At 49.0% G+C, this 17,273-nt stretch carries 11 protein-coding genes and 1 rRNA gene; 10 read left to right on the forward strand and 2 right to left on the reverse strand.

The features are described from left to right. Nucleotides 1-21: 21 nt before the first annotated feature. On the reverse strand, nt 22-3,048 hold the full coding sequence (locus ACFTRD_RS29960) for a DEAD/DEAH box helicase (RefSeq protein WP_379386346.1): 3,027 nt from the start codon (nt 3,046-3,048) through the stop codon (nt 22-24). Beyond that, a complete protein-coding gene (locus tag ACFTRD_RS29965) occupies nt 3,045-4,814 on the reverse strand; it encodes an SWIM zinc finger family protein (protein WP_379386348.1) in 1,770 nt (589 codons plus the stop codon). The genes ACFTRD_RS29960 and ACFTRD_RS29965 overlap by 4 nt, the downstream gene beginning before the upstream one ends. Nucleotides 4,815-5,093: 279 nt before the next feature. Here ACFTRD_RS29965 and ACFTRD_RS29970 point away from each other — a divergent pair, with 279 nt between their 5' ends. The 10 genes from ACFTRD_RS29970 to ACFTRD_RS30015 all read left to right on the forward strand — a co-directional run. Then, nucleotides 5,094-5,912: an endonuclease/exonuclease/phosphatase family protein gene (locus ACFTRD_RS29970; protein ID WP_379386351.1), complete on the forward strand. Its 819-nt coding sequence runs from the start codon at nt 5,094-5,096 to the stop codon at nt 5,910-5,912. A gap of 396 nt (nt 5,913-6,308) precedes the next feature. Then, nucleotides 6,309-8,651, forward strand: coding sequence for a glycoside hydrolase family 88/105 protein (locus ACFTRD_RS29975; protein ID WP_379386353.1), 2,343 nt, complete (start codon nt 6,309-6,311; stop codon nt 8,649-8,651). A 402-nt stretch (nt 8,652-9,053) separates the two neighbouring features. Continuing rightward, nucleotides 9,054-10,388, forward strand: coding sequence for an ABC transporter substrate-binding protein (locus ACFTRD_RS29980; protein WP_379386355.1), 1,335 nt, complete (start codon nt 9,054-9,056; stop codon nt 10,386-10,388). A gap of 44 nt (nt 10,389-10,432) precedes the next feature. Then, nucleotides 10,433-11,383 (forward strand): carbohydrate ABC transporter permease, encoded by a 951-nt coding sequence (locus tag ACFTRD_RS29985; protein WP_379386357.1) that lies wholly within the window; start codon nt 10,433-10,435, stop codon nt 11,381-11,383. Continuing rightward, a complete protein-coding gene (locus tag ACFTRD_RS29990; RefSeq protein WP_379386359.1) occupies nt 11,380-12,228 on the forward strand; it encodes a carbohydrate ABC transporter permease in 849 nt (282 codons plus the stop codon). Before ACFTRD_RS29985 ends, ACFTRD_RS29990 begins: the two co-directional genes overlap by 4 nt. Nucleotides 12,229-12,255: 27 nt before the next feature. Further along, nucleotides 12,256-14,262 (forward strand): sensor histidine kinase, encoded by a 2,007-nt coding sequence (locus ACFTRD_RS29995; RefSeq protein WP_379386361.1) that lies wholly within the window; start codon nt 12,256-12,258, stop codon nt 14,260-14,262. Then, a complete protein-coding gene (locus ACFTRD_RS30000; protein WP_379386364.1) occupies nt 14,259-15,863 on the forward strand; it encodes a response regulator in 1,605 nt (534 codons plus the stop codon). The genes ACFTRD_RS29995 and ACFTRD_RS30000 overlap by 4 nt, the downstream gene beginning before the upstream one ends. 53 nt (nt 15,864-15,916) lie before the next feature. Next, nucleotides 15,917-16,462 carry a GNAT family N-acetyltransferase gene (locus ACFTRD_RS30005; protein ID WP_379386366.1) on the forward strand — a complete coding sequence of 182 codons (546 nt, stop codon included), beginning with the start codon at nt 15,917-15,919 and terminating at the stop codon, nt 16,460-16,462. Between the two features lie 320 nt (nt 16,463-16,782). Beyond that, on the forward strand, nt 16,783-16,986 hold the full coding sequence (locus tag ACFTRD_RS30010; RefSeq protein ID WP_379386368.1) for a hypothetical protein: 204 nt from the start codon (nt 16,783-16,785) through the stop codon (nt 16,984-16,986). A 207-nt stretch (nt 16,987-17,193) separates the two neighbouring features. Then, nucleotides 17,194-17,273: ribosomal RNA gene (locus ACFTRD_RS30015) — 16S ribosomal RNA — on the forward strand; the annotation flags it as partial.

Genomic DNA, 17,273 nt, shown 5'->3' on the forward strand with positions numbered 1-17,273 from the left:
TGTGCATCAATCCAGTCTGGGTTAGCCCGACCAGTCTCGGCGCCGGGTGAACAGATCCTTCAGCTCGTCCGTTGACAGCTCGGTAATCCAGTTTTCGGAGCTGGTGATGATATTGTCGCTGAGCTGCTGCTTACTCTCCAGCATCTCGTCGATGCGCTCTTCGAGTGTACCGAGCGAGATGAACTTGTGAACCTGAACATCCTTTGTCTGCCCCATCCGATAGGCGCGGTCCGTAGCCTGATTTTCCACGGCAGGGTTCCACCAGCGGTCAAAGTGAAATACGTGATTCGCTGCGGTCAGGTTCAAGCCCACACCGCCTGCTTTGATGGACAGAATGAAGACTGATGGTTGCTCCGCCGCAGGCAACGTTCTGGACTGGAACTCGTCAATCATGCGATCCCGTGCCGTCTTGGACGTACCCCCATGCAGATACAGTACAGGTTCCTGCAATTCCTGTCTCAATACCTGTTGCAGCATCTGTCCCATGCCGATGTATTGAGTGAAAATCAGGCACCGTTCGCCTTCGTCGCGCAATTCACGGACCAGTTCCATCAGTCGTTCCAGCTTCGCGGAGCGGCAGATTAGCATGGCCATGTCCTGAGGAGTGTACATGTCATACGCTGTTACAGACGATCCATCCGAGGAGATTGTCTCGGGTAAGGCTTCTTTGGTCAGCAGCAGGGGATGGTCACACAACTGCTTGAGCTGGGTTAAGGCAGACAGAATAGCGCCTTTGCGCTTAATGCCTTCCAGCTCTTTCATTTTGTCCATCAGTTCCTGAACAGACTGGTCATACAGTGCACTTTGTTCACCCGTAAGGTGAATGTAGGTTTTCATCTCGTTTTTGTCCGGCAGATCAAGTTGAATATTCGGATCTTTCTTCTTGCGGCGCAGCATGAAGGGCTTCACCAACTGCTGCAAATCCTGCATGCGTTGCTCGTCCTTATCCTTCTCGATCGCGCTGATAAAGCGAGTCTGGAATGCCCGTGCACTGCCCAGATATCCCGGATTGATAAAATCATAGATCGACCACAGCTCGGACAGCCGATTTTCAATCGGCGTACCCGTCAGTGCAATCCGGTGTTTTGCCGGGAAGCTGCGTACCGCCATGGATTGCTTCGTCTGAGCATTTTTAATATTCTGCGCTTCATCCAGACAGATCGATGCCCACGTATACGACTGTAACATGTCCTGATCCAGCGTAGCCGTTGCATAGGAGGTAATGATGATATCCACCTGTTCAGTCTGTTCCCGGAACTCTTCTCCGCTCAGTCTTCGTGCTCCGTAGTGCAAACTAACATTAATTGAAGGCGCGAAGCGACTGATCTCCTTCTGCCAGTTTCCCAATACGGAAGTCGGGCAGACAAGAAGGGCCGGGGCCTGTCCAGGCAATCGCTGCTCATGCTCTTTGAGATGAAGTAAATACGTAATGAACTGAATCGTCTTTCCGAGTCCCATGTCATCGGCGAGACAAGCTCCAAGGCCAAACCTGCGCAGAAATCCAAGCCAAGCGAAACCTTCCTTTTGATAAGAACGCAGCTCAGCATGCAACCCTTCCGGAATAGGCAGGGAAGGAGCGCCGCCTTGTCCACCACCAAGCTGTGCGATGACCCGGTTCAGGTGTTCGTTCAGTTCCACCTCAAGTCGAATGTTCTCATTGGATTGTGGCTGTTCTTCTTCCTCTGCCTGTCCTTCCTTGCGTTTCTGGTTGCGATATTCGCGCTGCTCATTATGCAGTAGATGCAGGTGCAGAATATCCTGAAACGATAGTCCCTGTTCCTGATCCACACCGCTCATGGCCCGGCGGATCTGCTCCAGTAAGGCCGGGTCGAGGGGAACCCATTCCCCGCGGAAGCGGACCAGCCGTTCATTACGGGCGACAAGGTCAGCGAATTCTTCCTCGCTGAGATCCGTATCCCCAATCGCAATACGCCAGTCAAAATGAATGATCGAGTCCAGGCCAAAGAACGACTGTCCTCGTTCACTGCCTTCCTCCGGTTTCACCTTGGCACGCAGCTTGGGTCTCTTCTTGCGCGCAGCTTCCCACCAACCCGGGAGCAGTACTTGCCAACCGGCATCGAGCAGTCGTCCGCTGTCTTGTGTCAGGAACAGCCAGGCATCCTGATCTCCCAATGGATCACTCAGCACATCCCGGCTGCCGCTAATAGTGCGGCTAATTCGGGGCAGATGCGCTCGCAATTGCTCCAGCCAGCCAGCTGAACGGTCAAGGATGAACGGCGTCCATACATCCGGCCATTCACCTTCCAGCCTGCCACGTGAATCCAACCGCACGGGAACCAATACGGTCGCATCCAGTTTATTTTGCAATACCAGCCGCAGTCTCCATGCGGGTTCATCATCTTCCGGTTCCAGCAATTGCAGGAGTGGACGAAATGGTGCTGCATCAGCCTTCCAGCCAATGGATAACAGCCAGGATTGGGCGTCCATTCCGGCTGTTTGAGGAGGAGCGCCACTTTGCGGAAAAAGCTGCGGGAACTCGCGCCGCAGATCGGTGGCAGCTTCTTCCGTGCTGTACCATCGCTGGAATACGGAAGCGGAATAGGCAGCACTCAGTCCTTCAGCATAGCTCTCATCCGTCTGTTCCAGGGCTTTGCCAAGAGCTGTTCGATCCTGCTTTTTCAAGCTGTCCGGGTCCCAGGTCCATTGCAATTGTCCTGAACGGAATGCAGCGAAGCTGGGTATATATTTACGGTTTTCAATCGTTGCTGCCAGTACCGGAGCCAGCCGGATCAGGTGCTCTGCCTGCTCGTCCCATTTCCATTCAATGTGCAGAAGGGTGTGCATATCGCTGAAAAAGGGAATCACTTCTTCCGCAGGCAGTACGACCAGTTCAATCTCTTCGATCTGTCTCGTTTCCAGTTCTGTACCGTAGAAAGAGGGTGCATGCCAAGCGAATAAGCGCTGCTTGAGAGACTGCCCCGATACAAAGTGATGGGTGTTCAGTGCTCCATAGAACAAGGCATCCCCATATCCGGTCAATGCAACGTGGACCTCAATCGTTTCGGTGTAAGGGTGCAATAGGCTCATGAGATCAACTTACCTTTCCGAAGCTCTTCCTGCAGGGCGCGCAGTCGGCTGTTGCGAACGGCCAATGTGGTGATAAACTGCTCCCAGTGCTCTTCCTGCTTCAATTTTTTATAAATTTTGGATAGTCGCTTCAGCAGTTTTACGGCTGCTTTGTATCCGTCTCTGTTTTTGTGCCCGATATAACGTTCCACAGCCTGATGGTAAAAAGGCAGCAGCAGTTCTGGTGCATGCTTTTCAATCGGCTGTAGCACAGTTACACGAAATTCAAGCGGCTCTGTCTCTGTGCTTAGTTGAAAATCAATCCATCGCCGCCACTGTCCCCGTGAATGCATCGCTTCTTCATATGCTGGACGGGAATGAGGCAGCATGCTAACCAGTGTGTCCCACATGCGATGCTCTACATCGGGCAGATGATGAATGGCTGTGTCCCACAACTGCATGTAATCATTCAGAGGGGAGTTCCGTCGGTTTGCCAGAAGAGGTCCGAGGTGCACTAACCACTCGCCCAGCCGTTTCCAGTCGGAAGAATCTGCAAGTACGTGGAGGAAATGAAGCAGATGCTCCGGCGGGATGCCATATGCCGAGCTTCCGCTGACTAATCGCTGCCAAGCCTGCTCATCTTGTCCCAAATGGAAATACATCCAGCTCTGCGCCAATACCAGCGGCAAGGGTAGAGGGACAGATTTGTTCGGCGTAACATTCCCGTCTTCGGTTAAATTGGCTGCGCTCAACACGCTCCCACCGGGATTTGCGGGTTTGGAAGCAGGGCTCAGGTTGTTCTCTATTTCCTGAAGAAATTCCAGCTCCGAATCCACCATTTTTTGGGCTCCTTGAAGATGAGGAACGATCCAGTTCAACCAAAGTTGTCGATATATCGGGGTGAAGAACATGATGCTGGATGTCTCGGATATCATCTGCGTACGCAGATAAGCTGAGGTTTCCTCAAGCCGCTTCCAATGCTGTTCAAGCTTCGTGCCCTTCAGACCGGAGAGATCCAATGGACGGCTAAGAATCTGTTCCAACCCTTTCTGGAGTGCATCCATGGCAAGTTGAGCAGGATAGCTCAGATACACAGGGGCATGTGTGATTGAATTGCGGGCAGGCACACAGAAGCGTATCAGGTACAACTGAACATGCAGCTCAAATAACTGGTCCATGCCAGCGGACAGCCTAGGTTTGATGGAATAGAGCTCGTCCGCTGCGGTCTGCACATACGATGTACTTGGCGTGCCTGTCCCCAGTCGTTTCAGACATGCACGAAACAGCTCATGCCATTCCGTGATCTCAAGTTCTGCAAGTTCCGTTGCACGTTCCCTGATTTGGCTATACTGATTATCAGGGATGCTGAGATTCTCTTCGTGCGATGCGTAATCCGAACGCTCTGCGGACGCTATAGCAGCAGGTTTTGGTGCCTGTTTCAGTGCTGTACTGGAGTGAGCATTGACAATGCCGTGCACGGGTCGCCCCAGTTGCTCTGTATAACTCATTAGAACGGCTATCATATGCTTGCAATGAGAACCTACCGGACAGGTGCAATGACTGGTGTTCAGTGATTTCAAGCTTAGAGTAACCTTATAATCATCGGAGCCTTGTACTTCAGCCAAAATTCCGTTTTGTGCAGTGTAGGTTAATGGTCCAACACGTTTCTGTTTATAATATTGGAATCCGCGCATGATCGTCAGGTTGTTAAAATGTTCCGCGACCTGCCTGATCAGCTGTTGCCACTGCGCATCATCCATGTTCATGTCATTCGGTATGTTCATCATTCCATCTCCTGGGGAAATCATAGGTTCAGTAATCACCACGTCTTGACGTAATGGTGTACATTTCATATACCATCATATCAGTTATCGTGTGCTCCGTGCATCGGTTCTGAGAACTTGGATGAGACTTTTTGATAGGTAGAATTCCAAGAGTGTTAATCTCTATTTTTTACCATATACCATGCATAATAGGCTCGTCTTGTGTATGCTTAGCGTATGTATTCCTTTTAGGAACGATGCAGGCCGGGCTTCGGCTTAATTTCAAACAACAGGAGAGAGCATATGAAAATACTTACGTTAAATACCCACGCTTGGGCAGAAGAAGACCAACTGAACAAGATCAGCCAGCTCGCTGACTTTATCAATACACATCAATTTGATGTGATCTCCATGCAGGAGGTCAACCAATCCATGCAAGAAGTAGCGCTGTCTGCGGAGGAACTGAAACATTATTTTGCCACGGAATCGGATGCTGTGATCAAAAAAGATAACTACGCCTACGTTCTGCTCGCGCAACTGACCGAGACCTATTACTGGACATGGATTCCGGCTCATGTTGGTTTCAGCAAATACGATGAAGGGCTAGCAATCCTGAGCCGGACGCCGATCATACAGGCTTTTGGAGAATATGTATCCCACATGCGCGATTACGAGAACTATCGGACACGCAAAATTGTAGGTGTACAGACTATCGTCCAAGGTGAAGCGACCTGGTTTGTGAATGGACACTATAACTGGTGGGATGATGAACAAGAACCTTTTAAGGGGCAGTGGGAACTCACAGAGAGCAAGCTTGCTCCATATATGGACCAGCCGCTGTATATGATGGGGGACTTTAATAATGTCGCAGAAGTACGTGGGGAAGGCTATGATTATATGATGGGCAAGGGCTGGAATGACCTGTACACAACGGCGGAGCAAAAGGATGACGGTGCAACCGTGGTCAAAGCCATTGCCGGCTGGGCGGATAACAAACGCAATCTGCGTATTGATTATATTTTCTCGAATCGCCAGGTACAGGCGAAGTCTTCGACGGTAGTTCTCAACGGAAAGAATGGCCCGGTGGTCTCTGACCATTACGGCGTAGCTGTGGAAATTTAACACTAAGGATATCCATGTACACGATTTTCTGATCATAATGGAACAAAGGCCTTCGCTCACTACCTTAAAAGGAAAGTGCAACGGAGGCTTTGTGTATTTCAGCTATCATAAGCTATCATATATACCGGTATCCTTACCCCGATTTAAACGGAGATTAATCTTTGATCTAGAGAGTGACGACAAGTAGAGAAAGAAAGCAAAGGAATCTGTTTTTATATTTCTGTAAGCGTAATCAAAATTCTGTAGCCACCATGAAGCAGGTCAGTTATACTTGGTTTATTATTCGATTGTTCCAAAGAAAACGAAGTATCATAAACGTTCGCCAAAAAGGGATTATCTCACAAAGGTTAAGCGCTATACCTATTAATTCCACCAGGAGAGGAATGTGGGCATTCAATGACAACATATTTCAGTGAACCGCAGAGCATGTACTATCGATTCGGAGAAGACCAGGATCAGGTGTTGAAGGTACTGGCTGAGAGATATATTGGGGCTAATGCGCAGGCTGATTTTGTATATCGGGTATTTCAGAAGTCTGGCATTCTGCAGAACGAAAAAGGTCTGTATGATCTGAATTTAAGTAAATGCTTTCCTGATGCTCACAAAGGCCAGGTTTCATACGCTGCAGCACTGGTCTGGGGGGATGAAGATCGGAATCTGGATGTGCTGGTCCGCTGTTATGGACCTGTTCGTTTCTATTTTAATGAGCAGCTGGTATATCGCTCTACAGTAATGGATGAGATTAACCCGAACGCGACCGTGAAGCTGGGAATTGATATCAAGCCGGGATGGAATACGTTGGTGCTGGAGATGAAATATACACCTGCGGGATTTGGATGCCAGTTTGGCTCGGACGAGGGGAAAGTGCGCATTTTGCATGTGCTCGCTCCTTTTCAGGAGAGACAAGGACAGGCGGGATGGGTGTATTCGAAGCCGGTAAGTTCGGAAGAGCTCTTCACGGTTAACCTGGACAATATATCCGACAGAGCGGAGGCCAGTTATGCAGAATGGAATCTGCTTGGAAAAGAAGAGGATCACAGACTGGAGTGGCTGCCTAACCCCCAATGGTCAGAGGAAGAGCAGACGCAACCAGCACTGGAGCGAATATACGGATACCTTCCTGGTCAACGAGTCTACGCATGGACACGATTGAACAATAGCGATTCAAGCGATTGCCCTATCCGTTTGTCTGGTCAATCCTCCGGGCCACTGGATATATGGCTGAACGGCGAACTGGCGGTGCAATTGAAGAAAGCGGGTCCATTTGAGGCAGATATTCCGGCAGCTTTTGGACGGAGTGACCTTTTGGTACGCAGTGAATGTGGGGATACGGCTGGGACATGGGCTTTTGTTTTAAATGCATCGGTGAATGAAAAGCAACTGGAGCTGGAGCTTCCCCAACGTGTGCACGGAGCTTCTGGGGAGTCGTGGTTATATCTCGGACCTTTTACATCTGAGGATGTCGAACCTGATTTGCAGGATCTGATCCGTACAGATCGGGTGTATAAAGGTAGTTTAACGCAGGATAACTCAGAAGAAACGGGGATCCACCAGACTCTGACCGGACGCATGTATTGGCGACTGGATAGACCGGATGCGTGGATACGTCCCTATTATGAAAATGCAATGCTCAGTAACAAATGGACAGTAGGCAGTGTGACCAATTATGGTCGCTGGGACTATCCATTAGGTGTCACCGTGTATGGTCTGTTGCAAACCGGACGCTATTTGCAGAGACCGGACATAACCCGTTATGCGGCAGAACATGTGCAGGCGTGTACCCGCATGTATGAGTACTCATTATGGGACCGGGAGCAGTATGGTTTCCCGGCGGTTAACCAGCAGCTGGTTATGCTGAAAATGTTGGACAATTGTGGCTCTTTTGGCTCAGCGATGCTGGAAGCCTACTCCGAATGTCAGGAGTCAACGTTCTTGCCAATTGCCGACCGGATTGCAGATTTTATGCTCTCTCGGTTGGAACGACAGGAAGACGGCGCATTTTACCGCGAGTGTATTGGTGATTTTGCCGAGAATACGATGTGGGCGGACGATCTCTATATGAGCACACCGTTTCTCGTGCGTTATGCCCGATTGACGGAGAACGAATCAGCACTGGACGAAGCCGCCAGACAATTTTTATTGTACCGGAAGTATCTGTTCATGCCTGATTTCAAGATCATGTCCCACGTATACGATTTCAAATATGGACAGGCGACACAGATTCCGTGGGGGCGGGGTAACGGATGGACGCTCTTTTCGTTATCTGAGGTATTGGAAGCTTTGCCAGCAGAACACCCGGAGCGCCCGGCATTAATCTCCTTCTTTAACGAACTATGTGAAGGATATGCAGCTCTGCAAGGAGAAGGCGGGTTGTGGCATCAGGTATTGAATGATCCGGAAACATACCAGGAAGCCTCCTGTACAGCGATGTTTGCCTATGGTTTTGCCCGGGGAGTTCGTTTTGGTTGGTTAGATCAGCCTGAGCGTTACATTGAAGCGGCTGAGAAGGCGTGGAACGGATTAACCAATAAAGCCATTGACCGTCAGGGGAATGTACATGGGGTGTGCAGCGGGTCGAGATATGCGTTTACCGCTGAATACTACAACAAGGACCTGCTCACTGTGACGAATGACAATCATGGTATTGGCATTATGATGCTGGCAGGAACCGAAGTAGCGAAGATGAAGAAACATCTGGTTCAGCATAAGGCGTCATCACCTGTTGTGACGAAGTCCTGAAAGTGTCAGTACAACCAGTAGAATCTAATCTGCATCCAAACTCCAAGTTTAGAGATTTTACGGACAGTCCAACTCCAGAATACCTTTATCGAAGCCTTACATGATATCTACTTGAACGTTTCATTGTATGACATGTGGTGGATGCCGTTGAGATGTAACGAGGCATGGCACTGCACAAAGACTGCTGTATATATGAATAACCACCTGGAGTCAGATTCCTGGTGGTTATTTAAACACTTTAAATATATGGATCATCTGAAATGAATGGATAACTGTATTTGTCTCAACCCCTTACTTTTTTGACAGGAAAGCTTACTTTTGTTTATGTCATGAGCAGCCATGGGTCGTTACAATAGTTTTTGTAAGCGATTCCATATAAGCAAAAGGGGAGGAAATTCATTCATGTTGAATACCAAAAAGTGGGTAACCCTGTTATGCCTGTCCCTATTCATGTTTGCTACAGCCTGTTCAGGAGGAACTTCAGAACCTTCAGCTTCATCGAATGAGGGGGGCAAAAGTGACTCTTCCGGCAATATTGAACTTCGCATGACCTGGTGGGGATCACAGACTCGCCACGATCTCACGACCAAAGTGATCAAGCTATTTGAAGAGAAACACCCCGGCATTACCATCAAACCGGAATATTCCGGTTGGGATGGTTACTTTGACAAGCTGACCACACAGGTAGCTGGTTCCAATGCGCCGGATATCATACAGATGGATTACGCTTTTCTAACCGACTTTGCCCGCCGTGGTGCGCTTCTTGACCTGACTCCATTTGCTGAAAGCAAGGAGCTGCGTACAGAGGATCATGACGAGAGCATGCTCAAAGCCGGATCGATCGATGATAAATTATATGCCATTACATTGGGCGTAAATGCACCTGGGGTTATTTATGACGCGACTTTATTCAAGGAGCTTGGCATTGAGGAGCCGCAGGAAAGCTGGACTTGGGAAGATTTCAGCAATATCGCTGCCAAGATTGCAGCAGAGAAGGGTGATGGTTTCTACGGTTCGGCGGATGTTTCGGGAACCACCAACATGTTTGAGGTATTTATTCGGCAAACAGGCAAGGGGCTATTTGATGGTGGCACGATGACAGCAACCAGCGAGGAGCTTCAGCAGTGGTTCGACATGTGGGGAGCACTTCGTGAGAACGGGGGCGCTACCTCTGCGGAAGTGACGGCATCCACAACGAATGCGCTGGAAACACGCCCGATCTCGCTTGGTACAGCCGCGATGGATTTTGCGTGGTCTAATCAATTGCTGACGTTCCAGCAGGTGAACAAAAACCAGGATCATAAGCTCGGGATACAAGTGCTTCCACACGGTGTGGGGGAAAAGCAAATCGGTGAATACCTGAAAGCAGGTCAGTTCCTGTCCGGATACGCCAAAACAAAACATCCCAAGGAAGTGGCGATGTTTATCGACTTCATGGTGAATGATCCCGAAGCGACCGCCATTCTCGGTTCGGAGCGCGGAGTACCCGTGAATGCCAGCATCCGTGAGAAGATGCAGCCTACGCTGCCCGAATCGGAGCAAGCCATCTTCCAATTTATCGATGTAGTATCGAAGAACTCCAGTGAGATTGATCCGCCATACCCGCAAGGATTCTCCGAAGTGGATACCAGCTTCAAGAGTGCAAGCGAGCAGATCGCCTTTGGTCAAGGCAGCACACCGGATGTGATTGCCCAGTTCATTGAAGGGGCTAAGGCGACACTTGCATCAAGTCAATAACATTTGGCTGGTTCCATTTCTAATTCTGACGGGAGGTTGCAAAGATGAGTACAACACAGGTCAGCCAAGCCCGAACCGAGCATGTAACAGCCCGGCGGGTAAAACGGAGATATGCCCATAATGGAGCTGCACTTCTGTTTCTGGCCCCATGGCTGGTTGGATTATTGTTTCTTACACTTGGCCCGATGCTCGTTTCCTTATACATTTCGTTCACTGACTATAGTATCCTGGCCGCCCCTTCCTGGGTCGGTCTGGATAACTACACCACCATGTTTACATCGGATAAACTGTTTACCCAATCGCTCAAAGTCACATTTACGTATGTTGCCGTATCCGTACCCATCAAGCTGATCTTTGCCCTGCTGGTGGCGATGCTGTTGAACAAGGGTATTCGAGGGCTCGGCATTTACCGTACGGTGTATTACATCCCGACCCTGCTTGGGGGCAGTGTAGCGATTGCGATGCTGTGGCGCAAAATGCTTGGCGGTGACGGCCTGCTCAACAGTGTGCTCGCCATGATCGGCATTAAGGCACCTGATTGGGTCGCGAACCCGAAGTATGCCCTGTATTCAATCGTGCTGCTGTCGGTATGGCAGTTCGGATCGTCGATGATTATTTTCCTCGCAGGCTTGAAGCAGATTCCACCTGAGTATGATGAAGCCTCAGCCGTTGACGGCGCTGGTCCCTTCCGGCGATTCTTCAACATCACCCTGCCGATTTTGTCACCGGTTATCTTTTTCAATCTGGTGATGCAATTGATTACCTCTTTCCAGTCGTTTACTCAGGCTTTTGTCATCAGTAACGGCAGCGGAGGGCCAGTCAATTCAACATTAATGTACTCTCTGTACCTATACAAAAAAGGCTTCTCGTTTTTCCAGATGGGTTATGCGTCCGCGATGGCCTGGGTGTTGGTAATTCTGATCGGTGTCTTTACATTGCTGGTATTCCGCAGCAGCAAGCTGTGGGTGCACTATGAGGATGGTGGAAAATCATGATTGGACAACGAAACTCTGCTGCGTGGGTAGTCGCCAAACATGTACTGATCTCAGGCATTGCCTTTGTTATGCTGTACCCGGTGCTCTGGATGCTGGGCAGTTCATTCAAACCGGGACATATGATTTTCACCGAGACCTGGTTCTGGCCGCAAGAATGGAACTGGCAAAATTATATCAATGGCTGGACGGGGATTCAGGGCAATCCATTCTCCCGTTTTCTGACCAATTCGGTTGTCCTGTCGCTGGGTGCTGTGCTGGGCAATGTCATTTCCTGCTCCATGGCAGCGTATGCTTTTGCCAGATTGAATTTTCGTTTCAAAGCGATTTGCTTTGGGCTCATGCTCATGACAATCATGTTACCGCATCATGTAACGCTAATCCCTCAATATATCCTGTTCAACCATTTGGAATGGGTAAACACGTATTTGCCTTTGGTGGTGCCGAAATGGCTGGCAACAGATGCATTCTTCATTTTCCTGATGGTTCAGTTCTTCCGGGGATTGCCCAAAGAGCTGGATGAAGCAGCCACGATTGATGGATGCGGACCTGTACGGATTTACACCAAAATTATTATCCCGCTGGCTTTTCCCGCACTGGTGACAACAATGATCTTCACCTTTTTATGGACATGGGATGATTTCTTCAGTCAGTTGATCTATCTGAGTGATGTCAGCAAATACACGGTACCGCTGGGTCTGCGCCTGTTCCTTGATTCCAGTTCCCAATCGGATTGGGGTCCGATGTTTGCGATGTCAGTACTGTCGCTGGTGCCTTGTTTTGTCGTATTTATCGTGTGTCAAAAGTACTTCGTGGAAGGAATCGCGACCTCCGGGCTCAAAGGGTAATTCCAAGACGAAACGAGTTGACTCCGCATGCGGAAACGAAAATTTTCGTTATTCCTAAATCAAAAGCTGCAACAAAGCAAGCTCTCCACGTTGATGGTGACTTGCTTTATTGTATTTAACCTGATGCTTGTCTCAGTTATTGTCTGGCTGGCGTACCAGTCGTTCTCTGCTGTTACGTTTACCGAGATCAGCAACGCGCGGCTGGCTCTCCTGAACGAGAGTACACGCCGTGGTTTTGATTTTATTACAGGGGTGACAGGGACAGCCTACTCTCTGGCGAGCAATCGTGAGCTGTCGAATCTGCTGGAGACAAAGAGAACGGGAAGGCTGACACAGATCCACCAACGGCGGGAGTTATCCAAAATACTGGATCATACGCTGGTTGTCAGTGAAGGCATTACCTCGGTGGAGATGTATACGGATGCCTTCAACGGGGTCACCGTCACGATGGCTGACCGCATCTATCCAGTGGATACGATTGCCGGCGATTCATGGTTTGCTGCACTGGAGCAGGCGGATGCGGCCTGGGTGCCTTTGCGGGAAAACGAGTCTGGTCAATCGCTGATCGGATACGCGCAGCGAATCTTTGACAGCCGGGGTGGCACGGTGGCGTACGTTCTCATAAGGCTGAGTCGCGAGGACATTGTACGAAGATTTGCGGATATGCCCATGGTACTGGATGGACAGGTGCTGTTGGTGGATACCGCAGGCAATGTCGTCATGCAGATGGGTGAGGACAATGTAGAGGGAACGTCTGATGAAGATTTGACCTTAACCAAAGGTAACTCAAAAATTTTATCTTCTATTAATACCTCTGCAAATGCTTCTGCACCCGGGGAAAGTGAACCTGTTGTAGACAGCGCATGGATTCAGGAGCACGCCGAGCACGGGCAGGACGGATTTGAAGTAGTTTCCGGCAAGGGCGGAGGAGCGCAGCTTGTTCTGTATTCAAGGCCAGCCATGCTTCAGTGGCGTCTGGTGCAGACCATTCCTGTGCATACCTTATTATCTCCAGTGAGGCAGGCGGGCTGGCAGGTCCTTGGGATAGCCGTACTGGGGTTATTATGCTCGGTTGTACTCGCGTATCTGTTCGTGCGACGGATTGTTCGTCCCTTGCGTCAGCTCATCAAACGGATGAGGCAGCTGGAGAAGGGGGATTTCAATACCCGTGTTCAGTTATCATTCACCGAGGAATATGCCCATTTGGCTTATGGGTTCAACCATATGGCTTCACAGCTGACGGCGTTAATGGATCAGGTCAAAGAAGAGAGCCGCGCGAAGCGTGAAGCCCAGACTGGTTTACTGGAGGCGCAAATCAAACCGCATTTTTTGTACAATACACTCGATATGATCCACTGGCGTGCCCTGGATTATGAAGCCAAGGACATCAGCCGGATGATTGTACAGCTCAGCAAACTGTTACGCATTGGATTGAGCGGCGGCAGGCTGTTTATTCGAGTGAGGGATGAACTGGAGCATGCCCGTTGTTACGTCAACATTCAGTCCGAGCGGTTGCCTTTTTCCATCGACTATCAGGAAAAGATTGATCCACGTGTCCGCGGCTGTTATATTCCCAAGATCATTTTGCAGCCCTTTATCGAAAATGCGGTTATGCATGGGTATCCAAAGGAAGGGAAACTTCGCATACAGATTGATATGGGTGAGTCGGAGAGCAGTCATCCATCAGGAGCAAATGATTCTTCAACCTGCCTTCTCACCGAATCATCAACGGAGTCGTCCGAATTAGGCAGCCCATCCATGGGCTATCGTCCAACCGTAAAGTCTGCTAATGCACCCAAAATCATCATTCGCATTAGAGACAACGGACAGGGCTTGCCTGAAGACTGGAAACTGGAGGAGACGTCGGGCATCGGTATACGGAATGTACATCAGCGTATTCAACTGTATTGTGGCACCGGGTATGGGGTTGATCTATGCACAGGTGAATTGGGCGGGGTAGAAGTGACCATTACGCTGCCGCGCATTGAGACGGAAGATCAGTTAATTCTGTGGCTGGGCGGTGAAAATGAATGAAAACTATTATGCTCGTAGATGATGATCCACATATTGTCAAAGCATTGACCGAACATATTGATTGGCCATCCCTTGGCCTCAGCATTGCAGGAACGGCAGCCAATGGCGTGGACGCACTGGAGCTGTTCCAGCGGCTGCGTCCGGATCTTGTCATGACGGACGTCTATCTGCCCGGAATGACAGGACTTGAGGTCACGCAGAAGTTGCGGCGGGATCACCCCCATCTGCCGATTATCATTCTTAGCGGATATGACGAATTCGAGAATGCCAGGGCGGCCATGCGCTGGGGCGTGAATCATTTTTTGCTGAAGCCTGCAGAGGTGGAGGAGATTGAGTCTGTTCTGCGTGAGGTATTACTGGAACAGGATGTGCGGGAGCGGCATGAGCGGCTGGAGCAGACGTACAAACAAGAGATTGGACGGGTGGTTCCTTATCTGCGCAAACTGTTTCTCCATGAGCTGTTAACCACGCGCTATCAGGCAGAGGAATTACCTGCGCAGCGTGTGGAATATGTGGGGATTCGCATGCCCGCTCAGGTACGCGCCATTAGTTTGCAGCTTCATCGCCCCGGTTTCCTGACACGAATGAGAGAGCGGGACTGGCAGCTGCTAAGGTATGGGGCAGCGGATATTATTCAGGAGACCGTCAAGGAACAGCAAGTTGTACAGATGTCTGACGGTCAGGTGGAGATTGTGGATTATTCGGATCAGGTATTTGTGCTGCTTCTATTGGACGTGGACCACCTAGAGCAGATGGAGTCCCTGCTTGACCGGATGATGGATCAGATTTTTACGTATCTCAAGATCGAAATGAGTGCAGGTATCGGTACGTCCAAAGGCCACTTGTGTGAGATGATGGACTCTTATCTGGAGAGCAGGGAAGCGCTGGAGAAAGCAGAATTTCAGGGCGGGAGCCGCGTATATCGGTATGATTCATCAGATGCTTTAGAGCCATGCGTGACGGATTACTCGCTATTGCTGCGACAATGGAATGAGTGTTGGGCGGATATGAGGACAGATCTGGCAGAGGACATATGGGTTCATCTGCGCACTCTGTTGGACGAAGGGAGTGGTACGAGTATTCAGGATGTGCAAGTTGTGGCTGTGAGTCTATTCGACACGCTAATTCATAGCTGGAACCGGCATTATCCTATGCTGGCACCACCGCTCGCGATGAGTACCTTTTTGCGGGAGATTCAATCAAAATATGCGCTGCAGGATCTGGTATGCTGGATGGACAGCATTATTCGAAACTGGATGGATCAGACACGGAAAGAGATGGGCGAGAAGAAAAGCAATAAACTGGTGGAGCAGGTAAAACAGTACGTTGAAATGCATTATGCTGAAGAGATCAGTTTTGAAGCAATCGCCAAGGGGCTGTTTGTACACCCCAAATATTTGAGTCAGCTGTTCAAGAGAGTAACCGGAGAGAATTTTGTGAGTTATGTGAACGGGTACCGAATTCAACGGGCGATGGAACTGTTACAGTCAGGGCATTACATGGTCTACGAGGTTAGTGAGATGACCGGGTTCCGTAACGCGACATATTTCAGTCAGGTGTTCAAGATGCTTACGGGCAAGAGTCCTTCTGAAATCGGGTAGAGCAATGAATAGTTTATGACCAAAAATAAAGTGGATTGGACGGATTACAACGTATGATTATTGATCAACAGGAATTTAACGTAAACGGATTGACCTATTCGATTAGGTCTGCCGATGAGAAGGATGCCGGCGCAATGTCTTCACTTCGTGTGCAGATGGATGGAGAAACCGAGAATATGGATCGCGAACAAGGTGAAGGGGTTATCGATTCGGCTGGATTTGAAGAGATTATTCGGTTGGACACGGTGAAGCAGAGAAACTTATTTCTCGTGGCCATCGTAAAGGGGGAAATCGTCGGGTATTCCAGATGTGAGGGTGTGGATCTAAAGCGATTTTCTCATAAAGTTGAATTTGGCGTCTGCATAGCGAGAGAGTTCTGGGGTTATGGTATAGGTAAGAAGCTGCTGGAGACCTCAATGAATTGGGCAGATACGAATGGAATTGAGAAGATGACTTTGACCGTGCTGGGGACGAATGATAAAGCGATGGAGCTTTACAAAAGAATGGGCTTCGAGATCGAGGGTACGTTGAAAAAGGATCGACGACACGCGGACGGTCAGTATTACGATACTGTTGTGATGGGAAGGTTCAAAAGCTGAGGGGCAGGAGAGGTTGTGGCGGGGATGTCGTGAGCAATGAACCAGATGCAGAGTCACTATTATATAGAAAGAGAGAGTTACGATCTATTATATGTAGATTCTTAAAACCTGATTTTATATCGTATAATAGAAGCTATCGAATATGTGCAATATAACAACGTATATAATCCCTTATACAGGAGATTCTGTTGACTCAAAATGAACAGCTACTCAGTCTAGTATGAAAAGCATAACGAATATAGCTTCTCTTTTAAGTATGCTTAACATTTTCATATCTAATGACTGTAGCGGGTCAGGCAGATTATAAGGATGATAATCGTTTGGAAGAAGAAATCATATTTACTATGTTTGATCTAACTGAAAGAAAAAATAAAATAATGTTATTTAAGTATTGTATTTTAATATTCTGTATGGTATATTCTATTTCCGGCCAAAAAAAACACAAGAAACACGGTGCGGCAAGCGACTCTAATAAGCTTCGAAAGAAACTTAAAAAAGAGCTTGCAAAGTTGGTTCGGAAATGATATGATATAAAAGTTGCTGAGGAGAACGAAACTTGGTAGCAAAATGAGTTTGGTCTTTGAAAACTGAACAACGAGTGAGTAATGATCTTGCTTGCAAGATCGACGCTGAGAAATCGGTATTCGTCTTCGGACGGTATCCTTTCAAAGCACAAATGAGATTTTTAATCTCGTCAGATTCAAAATGAGCTTATCGCTCTTTTCAATACTTTATTGGAGAGTTTGATCCTGGCTCAGGACGAACGCTGGCGGCATGCCTAATACATGCAAGTCGAGCGGACTTGATGAGA

Origin of the sequence: Paenibacillus sp. NPDC056933 (assembly GCF_042674385.1) — a bacterium.
Lineage (GTDB): Bacteria > Bacillota > Bacilli > Paenibacillales > Paenibacillaceae > Paenibacillus.